Source organism: Algimonas ampicilliniresistens, from assembly GCF_030159955.1.
In the GTDB taxonomy this organism is placed as follows: domain Bacteria; phylum Pseudomonadota; class Alphaproteobacteria; order Caulobacterales; family Maricaulaceae; genus Litorimonas; species Litorimonas ampicilliniresistens.
Genome location: NZ_BSNK01000001.1, coordinates 1,240,815 through 1,254,632 on the forward strand (window position 1 = coordinate 1,240,815; position 13,818 = coordinate 1,254,632).

Annotated in this window: 13 protein-coding genes and 3 tRNA genes; 11 read left to right on the plus strand and 5 right to left on the minus strand. The window is 55.3% G+C overall.

Annotated features, from left to right (window positions below; translation table 11 throughout):
* Nucleotides 1–32: 32 nt before the first annotated feature.
* The 11 genes from QQL54_RS05810 (at nucleotide 33) to QQL54_RS05860 (ending at nucleotide 8,407) form a co-directional block, all read left to right on the plus strand.
* Nucleotides 33–374: a hypothetical protein gene (locus tag QQL54_RS05810; protein WP_284388566.1), complete on the plus strand. Its 342-nt coding sequence runs from the start codon at nucleotides 33–35 to the stop codon at nucleotides 372–374.
* The gene (locus tag QQL54_RS05815; RefSeq protein WP_284388568.1) at nucleotides 371–1,609 is read left to right on the plus strand and encodes an LL-diaminopimelate aminotransferase; all 1,239 of its coding nucleotides are present in this window, start codon (nucleotides 371–373) and stop codon (nucleotides 1,607–1,609) included. Before QQL54_RS05810 ends, QQL54_RS05815 begins: the two co-directional genes overlap by 4 nt.
* 53 nt (nucleotides 1,610–1,662) lie before the next feature.
* Complete coding sequence (gene glpX, locus QQL54_RS05820) at nucleotides 1,663–2,634, plus strand: class II fructose-bisphosphatase (RefSeq protein ID WP_284388570.1); 972 nt, start codon at nucleotides 1,663–1,665, stop codon at nucleotides 2,632–2,634.
* Nucleotides 2,631–4,388 (plus strand): single-stranded-DNA-specific exonuclease RecJ, encoded by a 1,758-nt coding sequence (gene recJ / locus QQL54_RS05825; protein WP_284388572.1) that lies wholly within the window; start codon nucleotides 2,631–2,633, stop codon nucleotides 4,386–4,388. The genes glpX and recJ overlap by 4 nt, the downstream gene beginning before the upstream one ends.
* Before the next feature lie 94 nt (nucleotides 4,389–4,482).
* Nucleotides 4,483–4,557: transfer RNA gene (locus QQL54_RS05830), tRNA-Glu, on the plus strand.
* Between the two features lie 158 nt (nucleotides 4,558–4,715).
* On the plus strand, nucleotides 4,716–5,219 hold the full coding sequence (locus tag QQL54_RS05835; RefSeq protein ID WP_284388574.1) for a hypothetical protein: 504 nt from the start codon (nucleotides 4,716–4,718) through the stop codon (nucleotides 5,217–5,219).
* A 120-nt stretch (nucleotides 5,220–5,339) separates the two neighbouring features.
* Nucleotides 5,340–5,822 (plus strand): DUF192 domain-containing protein, encoded by a 483-nt coding sequence (locus tag QQL54_RS05840; RefSeq protein WP_284388576.1) that lies wholly within the window; start codon nucleotides 5,340–5,342, stop codon nucleotides 5,820–5,822.
* Between the two features lie 47 nt (nucleotides 5,823–5,869).
* A tRNA-Pro gene (locus QQL54_RS05845) sits at nucleotides 5,870–5,946 on the plus strand.
* Between the two features lie 75 nt (nucleotides 5,947–6,021).
* The gene (locus QQL54_RS05850) at nucleotides 6,022–7,950 is read left to right on the plus strand and encodes an ATP-binding protein (RefSeq protein ID WP_284388578.1); all 1,929 of its coding nucleotides are present in this window, start codon (nucleotides 6,022–6,024) and stop codon (nucleotides 7,948–7,950) included.
* A 54-nt stretch (nucleotides 7,951–8,004) separates the two neighbouring features.
* Nucleotides 8,005–8,310, plus strand: coding sequence for an NADH dehydrogenase ubiquinone Fe-S protein 4 (locus tag QQL54_RS05855; protein ID WP_284388580.1), 306 nt, complete (start codon nucleotides 8,005–8,007; stop codon nucleotides 8,308–8,310).
* Between the two features lie 20 nt (nucleotides 8,311–8,330).
* Nucleotides 8,331–8,407, plus strand: a tRNA-Arg gene (locus QQL54_RS05860).
* A gap of 7 nt (nucleotides 8,408–8,414) precedes the next feature.
* On the opposite strand, the gene QQL54_RS05865 is transcribed toward QQL54_RS05860, so the two are convergent.
* Genes QQL54_RS05865 through QQL54_RS05885 form a run of 5 tightly spaced genes read right to left on the minus strand, consistent with a single transcriptional unit; the run spans nucleotide 8,415 to nucleotide 13,740 of the window.
* Nucleotides 8,415–9,623 (minus strand): glucuronyl esterase domain-containing protein, encoded by a 1,209-nt coding sequence (locus QQL54_RS05865; RefSeq protein WP_284388582.1) that lies wholly within the window; start codon nucleotides 9,621–9,623, stop codon nucleotides 8,415–8,417.
* On the minus strand, nucleotides 9,607–10,752 hold the full coding sequence (gene metC / locus QQL54_RS05870; RefSeq protein WP_284388584.1) for a cystathionine beta-lyase: 1,146 nt from the start codon (nucleotides 10,750–10,752) through the stop codon (nucleotides 9,607–9,609). The genes QQL54_RS05865 and metC overlap by 17 nt, the downstream gene beginning before the upstream one ends.
* Nucleotides 10,749–11,519, minus strand: coding sequence for a sulfurtransferase (locus tag QQL54_RS05875; RefSeq protein ID WP_284388586.1), 771 nt, complete (start codon nucleotides 11,517–11,519; stop codon nucleotides 10,749–10,751). Before QQL54_RS05875 ends, metC begins: the two co-directional genes overlap by 4 nt.
* Entirely contained in the window at nucleotides 11,516–12,511 is a 996-nt protein-coding gene (locus QQL54_RS05880) for a cysteine synthase A (protein WP_284388588.1), read from the minus strand. Before QQL54_RS05880 ends, QQL54_RS05875 begins: the two co-directional genes overlap by 4 nt.
* 41 nt (nucleotides 12,512–12,552) lie before the next feature.
* A complete protein-coding gene (locus tag QQL54_RS05885) occupies nucleotides 12,553–13,740 on the minus strand; it encodes a DUF3089 domain-containing protein (protein ID WP_284388589.1) in 1,188 nt (395 codons plus the stop codon).
* Between the last annotated feature and the right edge of the window lie 78 nt (nucleotides 13,741–13,818).

The following is a 13,818-nucleotide window of genomic DNA, read 5'->3' on the forward strand; positions in this document are numbered from 1 at the left end:
GACGAACGCGACAAATTCGCTACTCTTACCCTATGTCTATTCGCATCCTTGCTATCACCGCTCTTGCTGCCGCCACCTTACCGGGGTGTGCCTCCGTAAAATTACCGGACCTCGATTTCATGGGCAACTCAGACTTCAATGAAGAGATTTCCGATTTGGAGATGAGCTTTCCGAGCCCTGGAGACACACCGGATATGCCAGCCGGAGTCCGCACGGCCGAAGAATGGGATCAATCCGCGCGCGAGATGCAGGAACTCTACGATGATGTCGATGTCCCCGATCTAGAACCCGCTCTGAGCCCAGAGGTGTTCGACCGTCAATTCGAAGCGGCCAAGGACGAGGCTGAAGAATATAAGGACGATGATCCGTCATGAACTGGCCTGTCCCCGACAAGACGTTTCGGGAAGAATTCTACAGGATCCAACGTCTCCCGCCTTATGTTTTTGCCGAAGTCAACAAGCTGAAGGCTGAACTCCGTGCGGATGGGTCCGACATCATCGATTTCGGCTTCGGCAATCCCGACCTGCCGACTCCCAAACATGTCATCGATAAGCTGATCGAGACGGTTCAGAAGCCCAATGTAACAGGCTATTCGGCCTCGCGTGGGATCAAAGGGCTACGCCAAGCCTGTGCGCGCTATTATGATCGGCGCTTTGATGTCTCGCTTAATCCAGAGACACAAGTCATCGCCACAATCGGATCTAAGGAAGGGTTTGCCAACCTTGCGCAAGCGATCACTGCACCGGGCGACGTGATCTATGCGCCAGATCCATCTTATCCGCTCCATGCTTATGGCTTCATCATCGCGGGTGCGAAGATCAAAGGCATTCCCGCCATTACGGCTGACGAGTATCTCGCTGGAGTGAAAAAGGCTCTATCTGAAGACGATAAGCCCCCTTTGGCGATCGTGGTTTGCTTCCCATCGAACCCGACGGGCATGACCTGTGATTTGTCGTTCTATGAAGAGATCATCGCGATCGCAAAAGCCAATGATATCATTATCTTGTCGGACCTAGCGTATTCAGAAATCTATTTTGGCGATCCTCCGCCCTCTATCTTTCAGGTACCGGGTGCGCGGGACATTCTCGCTGTTGAGACCATCTCACTGTCCAAAACCTATTCCATGGCCGGATGGCGTATGGGTTTTGCCGTGGGTCATGAGCGCCTGATCGCAGCGCTAACCCGGGTGAAGTCCTACCTTGATTATGGGGCGTTTACACCGATCCAAGTCGCCGCCTGCGCGGCGCTCGACGGCCCGCAAGACCCTGTGGAACAGGCGCGCGCGATTTATCGGTCACGGCGCGATGTCATGGTTGAAAGCTTTGGCCGAGCCGGTTGGACGATCCCAACGCCGGATGCGTCGATGTTTGCTTGGGCGCCTTTGCCAGAACAATATCGCGCGATGGGGTCTCTCGCCTTTTCAAAATATCTCATGCGGAATGCCGATGTGGCTGTCTCACCGGGCAATGGTTTTGGCGAACATGGCGAAGGCTATGTTCGGATCGCTTTGGTTGAGAATGAACAGCGCATTCGTCAGGCGGCCCGCAACATCAAACAGATGATGCAACGCGATCTAGCCAATGAGGCTAAGGCCAGCGCTGCAGAATAACGTCGACTGTGCTACGGCGCGCGACGAATCAAAACACCTGAAGGGCTTTTGAAATGGGCAAGATTGGTTTTAATGCGGGACTCGCCGTGCAGGCGGCGCTCGTGACCGAACAAGCCGCGATTGCGGCGTCCGAGATGATCGGACGAGGTCGCGAAAAAGCAGCGGACCAAAAGGCCGTGGACGCTATGCGACGCGGTCTCAATGCGCTGGATATTCGCGGTCGGATCGTCATTGGCGAAGGCGAGCGCGATGAAGCCCCCATGCTCTATATTGGCGAGGAAGTCGGGACGGGCAAAGGCCCAGAAATTGACATCGCTCTCGATCCTTTGGAAGGTACAACCCTGACGGCCAAGGCGATGGCGAACGCTTTAGCTGTGATGGCGTTTGCACCGCGCGGCGGTCTGCTGTTTGCCCCAGACGTCTATATGGACAAAATTGCGATTGGGCCGGGCTATGATGCCGGGACAATCAATCTAGCTGACAGCCCCGCCGACAATGTAAAACGTTTGGCCAAAGCCAAAGGCGTGACCCCCTCCGATATCACAGTTTGCGTGCTTGATCGCTCTCGCCATTCTGACATCATCGATAGTCTGCGCGATATTGATGCGCGTGTCCGCCTTATCACGGACGGCGATGTGCAGGGCGTGATCAGCACGACCGACCCGGACACGCAGACCGATATGTATATTGGTCAGGGCGGGGCTCCCGAAGGTGTCCTAGCCGCCGCTGCTTTGCGCTGCATTGGTGGGCAGATGCAGGGGCGGCTGCATTTCCGCAACGATGACGAAGTTGCCCGCGCCCGTCGTGTTGGCATTGATGATCTGGACAAAACCTATGATCTGGAAGGCCTAGCCTCCGGGCCGACGATTTTCTCGGCGACAGGCGTGACCCAAGGCTCCCTATTGGACGGGGTGAAGATCATGGGTGGACGCGTGCACACTCACACGCTGATCATGAACTCTGTCGATAGTGCGGTGCAGCGTTTGCGTTCTTCGCGCCCCTATAACCCTGGCAAGGCGGGATGACGGATCGCCCAGCCTTATTGGGGGTCGAGCGATCTCTATTGGGCAAAAAATGGATCGCCCGTGCCAGCGATGAGGACATCACAAAGGTCCAACAAACGTCAGGCCTAGACCGTATTCGGTCAGCCTTATTAGCGGGTCGCGGTGTGCCGGGGGAGACGGCTGAGCGTTATCTCGTCCCGACATTGAAGGCGGATCTGCCGGATCCGTCCACCCTGACAGACATGGATACTGCGGCGGGCCGGATTCTGGACCGGATCGAGGCGGGTAAACGAGTCACGCTCTTCTCTGACTATGACGTCGATGGCGGCACATCAGCCGCGCAGATGATCCGATGGGGGCGGGGGCTCGGCTATGAGTTTGGACTACATGTCCCAGACCGCATCCGCGATGGTTACGGTCCGTCACAACAGGCCTTTGAGGTTTTAAAAGGCGAGGGGACAGACCTTGTTGTCACGCTGGATTGCGGCGCGGCAGCCCATGAAGCCTTGCACGCCGCCGCAAAGATCAATTTGCCCGTGATCATCATAGATCACCACCTGATGGACGGGTTGCCGCCTGCCGAGGCCATCGTAAATCCGAACCGTCCTGATGATGAGAGCGGTCTTGGCTATCTGGCCGCCGCCGGTGTGACCTTTATGCTGGTCGTGGCGTTGAACCGAGAAGCAAAGCGGCGAGGGTTAAAGCCAACGCTTGATATTCGCGAATTACTCGGCCTCGCCGGGCTTGGCACAATTTGCGATGTTGTTCCGATGGTGGGGCTCAACCGACTTCTGGTTAAACACGGCCTAAAGGTCATGGATCGTCAGCGGATCGCCGGATTGAACGCGCTGGCGGCTGTGGCCAAGGCCACACCACCTTTCACCACTTATCATGCTGGTTTCGTCCTCGGGCCACGAATCAATGCAGGCGGTCGGATTGGCCGTTCTGAGATGGGGGCTGAGATGCTCTCGACAGACGATCTGGCGCTCGCCCATTCTCACGCTTTTGAACTCGACCGGCTGAACCGAGAACGCCGGACCATGCAGGACGATATGCTCCGCGCGGCAACAGAACAGGCCGAACGTCAGGATAACCGCGCTATTATTGTCGTGTCGATGGAAGGCTGGCATCCGGGTGTGATCGGGATTGTTGCAGGGCGACTCAAAGATCGGTTCGAACGGCCAGCTATTGTGATCGGGATTGATGAGGACGGTGTCGGCAAAGGCTCAGGTCGGTCAATCTCTGGCGTCGACCTCGGCACAGCCTTCACCCAGGCCAAAAAGGCGGGTCTGCTACAATCTGGTGGTGGTCACGCCATGGCGGGCGGCCTGACCGTAGAAGGCGCGCGGGTTGGCGAGCTAACGGACTGGTTGGAGGATCGGCTCTCAGGTGACGTTGCTGCAGCGCGCGCGGCACCCATATCCAAAGTCGATCTCAGCCTAGCACCGAGTGCAGTCGATCTCGACCTTCTGACCATTATCGATTCGGTCGGCCCCTATGGCCCACAGAACCCTGGCCCGGTCTTTGCCTTTTCAGATGTCCGGATTGCCTTCTCTAAACGCCTCAGTGGTGGCCATGTTCGGTTCACGGCAGAAGGTCGGGGCGGGGACCGCGTGTCGGGAATCTTGTTTCGCGGCGATGAAACTGAACTTGGACAGGCTTTGCTAGAGGCGGGCGATCGCCGCCTTCATCTACTCGGACAGGTCAAACGGAACAGCTATCAAGGGCGTGAAAGTGCGGACTTTCACCTCAAAGACATCGCTTGGGCGGTGTAGCACGACACACCTGCTGCATTTTCATGACATATGCGCGATCTTTTCCGCTTGAAAGCTCGCACCCTCTTTCATATATGGCGGCTCGCAACAGAGTGGTCCCTTCGTCTATCGGTTAGGACGCCAGGTTTTCAACCTGGAAAGAGGGGTTCGATTCCCCTAGGGACTGCCAGTTGCCTTTTGACACTCATTGTGGGCTTAATGCTCCTCACCGTGTCTCTTCCTCCATTCCGTAGTTAGACGAAATAGGCATTTGTGTCTGTTCAGCATTGTCGAACCCTTCCGGTGAGTTCGATTTGGCTGTAGTCACAACCTATGGTATAAAAAGCTATGAAGCTACTTGTCATTGCCATCGGCGCGCTTGCGATTACGGCCTGCGCCACCACAAACACCACTCAACTAAGTGAGAACACCTATCACATTGAGATGCGGGGAAAGACCTTCGCCGATGGGATCAAAACGAGCGATCAGGCTTATCTTACTTCCGCAGAAACCACGATAGACGCGGGTCATCGCTACTTTTTGGTTCAATCGGTGGATGACAGCTTCAAAACCAAAGATGTCGTAAGGCCGGGCGTTTACAGAAAAAGTTTGAAGGTGTTCGCTGTCAATACGGGCGAAACGAAATACCCAACGGGACCGGAAGCGAAGGCTTACTTTCCCTCGCAAGTGTCTTCAGTCCAAAATCCGGGTTTGGACGCTGTCATAGAAACTTATGCGCACCGACCATCAGTTGATGCCGTCGATGCCTATGAGATCGTGACCCTGCTGGGTTCGCGGTTAAACCCTGACCGATGGACGCCCGAGGCTCTCGAAGGGCTCAGGCGGCAGTAACTCGCGCCAAGCCTTTGTTTTCGCAGCGCAGGGTGTCGCTCGTAGGGTGACTATTGGTGTTTCCGTCATCAGTGCGATTTTTACCTGACAGAGCCGGGGGCTGTGGCTAGAGGTTCGACTATGAAACGTGCTCTAATTTCCGCTCTCTTCGTTGCTTTAGCGTCAACGGCGTATACGTCGCCAGTTTTCGCGCAGACTGACCAAAATGATGTTGTTGATTTCGGTGAGCCCCAACCTCTGAGCATTGTTTCAGAGAATGGAACCCACGCCTTCTTGGTCGAAGAAGCCAAAACTATCGATCAGCAGGCTCGCGGCATGATGTGGCGCGACTCAATGGGCGAAGATGAGGGCATGATCTTCGAGTTTGCAGAACCCAAAGTCGCCACGATCTGGATGAAGAACACGGCGATACCGCTCGATATCTTGTTTGTTCGCTCCAATGGTCAGATTTTGAAGATCGAACATATGGCGCAACCCTACAAGCTGCGTTCGGCCAGTTCGGAAGCTACTGTCGCGGCTGTTGTTGAGCTTAAGGGCGGACGGGCCCTAGAACTGGGGATTAAACCCGGAGATACAGTTGAGCACCCATTTTTCGGCAGCTAACGACTTGCGCCTGCGCGCGAACCGTCTAAGAGCCGCTTCGTCTGGAACGGGGAGTAGCGCAGCCTGGTAGCGCATCTGTTTTGGGAACAGAGGGTCGCAGGTTCGAATCCTGTCTCCCCGACCAGACATCCCAAACTCAACCCAATGTAAGCCTTGTCTTAACGCCTCTGACCTAGCGTCTCCCAAAGAGGGTTACGCTATGACGCCAACGGCATCGGGATTAAGGCAGGCCACGGCGCCTGGCGGCGGCGCGCGGCGTCAGCCTGCCCAGATCGAAATAGGTCGAATTCTCAATGTAGGGTCGTCTGAGGCGCTCATTTCGATCAGCAAAACCATTATCCGGGATAATAAGTTACATCTCGCGCAGATCGGCACGATTCTCAAAATTCTGACTAGTCAGTCCATCGTTGTCGCGATGGTGTCATCGCTCCAAATTGGTGCGACCGATAATGAGGGGGAGAATGATGGATGCATGGCGAAGCTGAGCATCCTGGGTGAGATCACGACGAATCCTACCACGCGAGAAACGAAGTTTTTCAGAGGGGTTCGGACGTTCCCCGTCGTCAATGAAGCCGTTTACGCCATGTCGCCTTCAGACTTGCAGTTAATCTTTGCGAGAGAGAATACCGCCTGCATCGAAATCGGACGCTTGCAGCAAGATAGTAGCATCGTTGCCAAAGTTCGCACGGATGACATGTTGTCCAAACATTTCGCCATCATTGGATCTACAGGTTCAGGGAAGTCCTGCACAGTCGCATTGGTTCTGCAGTCCATTTTGAACGCCAACCCGAACGGGCACATCGTACTGTTCGATCCACATAACGAATATTCCAAGAGTTTTGGCGCGCGGGCAGAGGTCATCACGGGGGAGACTCTCGACCTCCCGCTTTGGATGTTTGATTTTGCCGAAACCTCTGAGCTTCTGACGTCCGATATCGAAGACCAAGCGCGCGAGGAGGACGAAATCCTTCACGACGTTATTCTGAAAGCCAAACGTCTGTTTGAGCGCGCCAATCAAAGCAGTGATGTTAGCGCACAGGTCAATCTCGACGACATTGAATATGAGCTGCAGCGTGCAACCCATATCACTTTGGATAGCCCGGTCCCGTACCGTATTCGCGATGTGGTTAAGCTGATTGACCATGAAATGGGCAGGCTTGAGAATAATTCGAACCTTCAGCCCTATAAGAGGCTAAAGCGTCGCATCGCGACCCTGATCTCCGATCCTCGCTACGCCTTTATTTTCCGCAATCAGGCCAAGCCGAAGTCCATACAGGACATTATGGGTCCGATTTTCCGGCTACCTGTCAATGGAAAGCCGATTTCGATTCTGGATTTCTCATCAATCCCGTCTGAAACGCTCAATGTTGTCGTATCCGTTGTCAGCCGACTCGCTTTTGAATTAGCCACCTGGTCCAAACGTAAAATCCCCATTTTGCTCGTCTGCGAAGAAGCGCACCGCTATATTCCACGCGATCCGAGCTTAGGCTTTGCCTCTACGCGGAAGATCATTTCCCGCATTGCCAAAGAAGGTCGGAAATACGGTGTGTCTCTGGGCATTATTTCGCAACGTCCGTCCGAGCTTGAGCCGAGCACCTTATCGCAATGTTCAACGATATTTTCGATGCGTCTGTCGAATGAAGTCGACCAGAACTTTGTTCGCTCGGCCGTTCCTGACGGGGCGGCTGAGTTGTTGGCCTTCCTACCGTCGCTTGGAACGGCTGAAACCATGGTCTTCGGTGAAGCCGTCAACCTGCCCATGCGCGTGCTGCTGAATAATCTACCCGAAGAATATCGTCCGCACAGTTCCAGCGCATCCTTCACAAAACTTTGGACCCACGACACAGCGACCCCGCAACTCATGCACGGGGTCTATGAGAGCTGGAAAAAGCGAAGTCATGCTTCTGACGTGAATTTACCCCCTCAGACACCTCATGCGGCTCGACCGCATTCAGTTCAAACTCAGCCCGCGCCAAGAGCTGTGGCACAGCAACGGGCTGGCTCACCGGGATACCCGGCTCAACCGCACACTCAAGGCGGGCAGGCGCACGCGCAGCCTCTTACGAAGGGTCAGGCATTGAGTGACGTGAAACGGTTGCTCAACGCGGCTTTTCACAAGGAAAACTGAGCCCAGACGCGGGACGAACTTGCCAGCCGCGCACCGCCCCGCTAACGCCGCTCTATGTACGCCAAGATCTACAGACCACGCCCATCGGCGATGAGCTCGGGACGCGCCAAGACCCACCACTGGATTCTCGAATTTGAGAGCGAAGAACCGCACTCAATCGATCCGCTGACGGGTAATGCGATTTCGACCGATACGCGGGAGCAGATCCGGATGACATTTGACACTTTGGACGAGGCTGTATCCTACGCCAAAACGAATGACATTCCGCACCGTGTGCATGGATCAAAGGATTCGAAACGGATCCCACGATCATATTCCGAAAATTTCGCCTTTAATCGCAAGTTGCCCTGGACCCATTAGGGTCAGGTCACTTGTCAGTCGGCCCCGTAGCTCAACTGGATAGAGCAGCTGACTTCTAATCTGCAGGTTGGGGGTTCAAGTCCTCCCGGGGTCGCCATTTTTCGCTAATCTTTAGCCATATTCGCATCGAGAAAATCGAGGAAGGCGGGCCAGTCTTCTTTGACCACGCCGTGCGTTCCGGGACGGAGCCAATAGGCCTTTGTGTCCGAGGGACGGAAGTCCGCAGGGCTTTCAGCCCCGAAGGCATCGCCCCAGGCTGATTTGGCTTCCGTAAAGGCACCCCACGGGTCGGACCAGACATCGCGCCTGGCATTGCCAAGTAAGACGGGCTTGTCACCGATCAGAGCAAGCAGGTCAGCGGGACGAACAGGCAAGGATGCCGGTGTGTCAGCAAAGGGGGTGATGCCAGGACCCGCCCAATGCGGGTAGGCTCTGACCATATCGTCCAACGGCTCGCCCGTATCGTCGTCAAGCGCGGACGCGCCGAGTGTCCCGCTCTGATGGGCGAGAACGGCGTCAATCCGGTCAGACCACGCCCCGGCCAACAAAGCGGTCTTCGCGAAACGAGAGTGTCCGTAAGCAATCATGGGCCGCTCACCGAATTTGGTCTCTATTGTATCGGCGGCAACCTCAAACAGTCCGGCCCAGGCTGCTAACGCGCCGGGTCGCTTAGGCTGGTTCGGAAACAGGGCACCTAGCGCCGCCAGTCCGGATTCACCACTGTCTGGGATAACTTGACTGGGATAGGTCGCGGCGAAGCCATAACCCCGGTCGATTATGTCCTGCAGAGGCGGCGTCACGATATAACGGCCAAATATGTTCCCAAATAAGGCTCCAGCTAAACCCCCGCCCGAACAGTTGAAGCCTATATTAGCGGGCGCTCTGACGCCTTCCAGCGGAACAACATCATTATTGGGACAGAAATTCTGCGACAGAATCATTGGGGCATTAGGATGTTCATTGGGAATCAAAGCAACAAGGTCGAGATCGCGGACCGCCGCCCCATAGCCAATCCGAAGGTGCCATTGGACGAGGGTGGCCCGACCGTCAAAGGCGCCGGTTGACGTGATCTGATAGTCGACGACCTCAACATCCGGACTCAGTTCCATTTGGCCGTAAACATGCGCTTGCAGCAGCTCTCTCGCCAGCGGATCGGGTAGGGATTGGCGCGAGAGTGGTTGCCAATCGGATGGTAAATCCGTCGGCGCTTGTTTCAATATTGTTCGGGCTGTTGTGCAAGAGCCCAGAGCAATTGCTCCCCCGACCGCTGCGAGTTTGAGACTCCCCCAAATAGCTTCAAGAACCCGACGCAAGAGCCTGCTCTATATCACTTATCAAATCACGCTCGTCTTCGAGACCGCAGGCAAATCTAACAATGGGACCGGCGAAAGGTTCGCCAAATCGACGTTTGAGTTGCGGATCGCAATGGATCGCCAAACTCTCATACCCGCCATAAGAAAACCCAACACCAAAGAGTTTGAGCGCATCGATGAAGCGGTTGACGTCAACCGTTGATCGCGGGCTCATCACAACGCTGAATAGCCCGCCGCCGCCACTAAAATCACGCGCCCAGAGCGCATGATCGGGATGGCTTTCCAGAGCTGGGTGGAGAACGTCAAGGATCTGGTCGTGACTGCTTAGCCAGCGGGCTATAGTTTCGGCTGTACGCGCCTGTTGTTCGAACCGGGTAACCACCGAGCGGAACCCGCGCAAAACTTGATAGGCATCATCGGGCGAGCTGGCGACGCCCAACTGTTTAGCGGTTTGCGAGAGTTTCTCGCCGTGTGCGGAGCTCGCGCAAATCGCGGCTCCGAGCAGAAGATCACCGTGACCCCCGAAATATTTCGTCGCTGAATGGGTGGAAATATCTGCGCCCAGAGCCAGAGGGTTGCATGTCAGGCCAGCCGACCAGCTATTGTCGACAATGGAGACAACACCGCGATCCCGCGCAGCTTTACAAATAGCTGGAATATCCTGAATCTCAAAGGTGAGGGAACCGGGACTCTCCAGCAGGATGACAGAGGTGTTGTCACGAATCAGACCGTCAATATCGCCGCCGATCCGAGGGTCGTAGAGCTCCATCTCCACACCCATCTGTTTCAGGAAGGTCTGGCTGAAGTAGCGGGTTGGCCCGTAAGCACTGTCTGTCAGTAAGACATGATCGCCGGGTTTGACGAAAGATAGGACGGGCTGGACACAGGCCATGACGCCGGACGGGTAAATTTGACTGCTCTCACCGCCTTCTAATTCGATGAATAGCTCACGGAGCGCCCCGTGAACATTGGTTCCGTGGCGACCATAGCTGGTAATATCGGTCCGATAGAGGTCCTCGGATCGGTCAAACAACAAGGTTGAAGCCCGCACGATTGGCGGGTTTACCGGCGTTCCTATATCCGGACTTGGTCGACCAAGATGGGCAAATCGTGTGCGTTTTTCAGTCATGACCCAGTTTTGATTGGTAAGTTCGGATCACTGCCCCATTCGGCCCAAGACCCCTGATAGACTTGGACATGGTCGGCCCCGCAGCGGGTCAGGGCATAAGCCAGCCCAGATGCTGTTACGCCAGATCCGCAAGTGGTGATGATCGGCTTGGACAAGTCTACATCCGCCTCGTCGAAAATACCCATGAGCTCGTCATTGCTTAAAAAAGCGCGTCCGGATTTTAACGTCCCAAAGGGGACATTGAGACTACCAGGGATATGACCCGAGCGGCACTCTGGTCTTGGTTCAGCAAATTCACCGGAAAAGCGGCCTGCGGGCCGGGCATCGAGAATTTGAATATCATCTTCGTCTAAAGCCGCCACCACATCGGCCTTAATCGCATTGAAACTGGTCGGGTCCTGTTTCGATATGAAGGTTGCCGGGGGCGCTATCGGGCATTCAATTTGTGTATCGCCCCACCCTTCAATTAAGACCACGTCACAACCATGAGAGCGTAAGAGCCACCACACCCAAGGGGATGAAAACAAGCCGGCGCGGTCATAAATGGCAAGCGGATTATGGCCGGTCAGCCCAGCCTCGCCGAAAATATAAGGGCTATGAGTTGGGCGATCTTCCGGCGCTAAGGCTTTGATCCGATTAGTGTTAACCCAATGGGTCGTGCCAGCTAAGTAATCGTCGAGCGGTTCCGTGCGACTGGGTAGAACCCATGTTGCATCGACCCGTAGGCGAGATTTGGACAGTCCAGTCGGGGTCAAGGCAGCATTCATAACCAAGATGGCACGGGGAGACCCCGCTCCTTTAGAAAATCTGGGTTATAGACTTTGGACTGGTAGCGTTGACCATAATCACACAGGATGGTTACGATTGTGTGGCCCGGCCCCATCTCTCGCGCCATATGAATGGCGCCCGCAATGTTAATGCCAGACGATCCGCCGAGACAAATGCCTTCGAGCTGATTGAGTTCGAAAATGATCTGCAAGGCTTCAGTGTCACTGATACGATAAGCGCGATCAACGATCACATCTTGCAAGTTGGCCGTAATCCGCCCTTGGCCAATGCCTTCTGTGATAGAATTGCCTTCGCTCTCAAGCTCGCCGTGATCATAATAGGCGAACATTTTTGAACCATAAGGGTCAGCCACGCCGATTTTAACATCAGGATTTTTAGCCTTCAGCCCCATCGACATTCCGCCCAATGTTCCGCCCGACCCGACCGAACAGACGAAACCGTCAACCTTGCCCTCTGTTTGCGTCCAAATTTCTTCGGCTGTGCTATCAATATGGGCCTGTCGGTTGGCTATGTTATCAAACTGGTTTGCCCAGATCGCCCCGTTCGGTTCGGTCTCGCTGAGCTCTTTCGCAAGGCGTTCGGATACATGCACATAATTGCCCGGATTGGCGTAGGGCACGGCATCGACTTCAATCAACTCAGCGCCAAGTAGTTTAACGGCGTCTTTCTTTTCTTGGCTTTGTGTACGCGGCATGACGATCTTACAGCGATAACCGAGCGCGGAGCAGACCATGGCGAGACCGATGCCAGTATTACCCGCCGTGCCTTCGACAACAACACCGCCCGGACGCAGTGCGCCCCGCGCTTCTGCGTCGCGCACGATCCAGAGCGCCGCCCGATCTTTGACTGACTGACCTGGATTGAGGAACTCGGCCTTGCCGTAAATATTGCAACCCGTCATTTTTGACGCGTCCTGCAGTTTGAGCAGAGGGGTGTTGCCGATGAGGTCAATGACGGAAGAGGCTATCATAGCGCGTCCTTGCCAGTGGAACTGATGAAATTCTACCGCTTTTAGCGTTCAGGAATTTGTGATGTCGGTGGGCGGTCGGTCGCAGGCACGACTGGGCTCTCGTCAATCTCGATCACATCGAAATCATCGAGCCGTCCAGCACGCTTGGGCAGCGTTCCTGATTCGATCAACGCCTCGACCCGAATCACGGCATTCTGCCGGAGATCTTCGTAAAAAAGATTGGACGGGAGGGTGCGGAACTTGGCCCCGATTTGAATGGGGCGCCGCAGCGAGCGAGAGCGCGGCCTGTCGACCAGTAATATTCCGTCCTGACATTGAGCTCCGACCTGATTGGGTCGGGCTGCCGGGCGAATATCGGGTTCCAGCCCCTCAGCCGCGACACCGCCGAGATGGAGCCGTTCTGGCGCATAATCTTGCGACCGGGTCCATGTCAGCGGGTTGATGCAGAGAAGAGCGCGTTCATTGACGCTCTCAAAGCTCGTGCCGTTATGCACGAGGAGGCGTTCCGTGAACCGCTCAGCAATACTGTCTTCGCCGGGCATAAATGTCCCAAACGCCGCAACGCAATTCGTATCGTCGGCGCTCTCACAAGGCATAAGCGGCGCTAGAGCCTGATCAAAAAGGTCGAGCGGCACCGGATAGTCGATCACGTAGGCGACAGCAAGCCGATCAGTGAGGGCTGAGTCCACGGCAAAGAAATCATGCAATAAGCGGATCAGATGCGCCGCGCCTTGATTATGACCGACCAGCACAATGGGCCGCTCGGGGGGGCTGTGTTTCAGAAAATCCCCAAAAGCGCGTTTCACGTCCTGATAAGCGAAGTCTTGCGCCAGACGCGCATCCTCGCGCGTTGTCATATAGCTATAGAGTGAGGCTTGTCGGTAGAATGGCGCGAATAATCGTCCGGCATCGCCATAGGGGGTTACATAATTGGGGCGAACAATCCGTTCTAGTTTGGACTTTCTTCGCAGATCATCGCTGGGAAGAACATAATGTTCCCCGCCGCGATAGACACTCGGCACAATGACGAACACATCGCCTTTCTCATTCAGTGTAAACGGATCAATTGTGAGGTCAGGCAGGCTAAGCCAGCTATCGGTTTGGGCGTAATCCGGCGCTTCGGGTGGATCATAAGTCTGGAACGGTTGTCGCGGATCTTGAATTGTTTGAAAAATATCGTCGCGATAAATGACAGCCAAAGCCCCGCCGATCACGATTGACGCGATCACTCCGCCCAACAGCGTTTGCCAGAGCGCTAGCCGCCGGGACCTAATTTCTTGCGGAGACGTTGTAATGAGGCTGCCTTC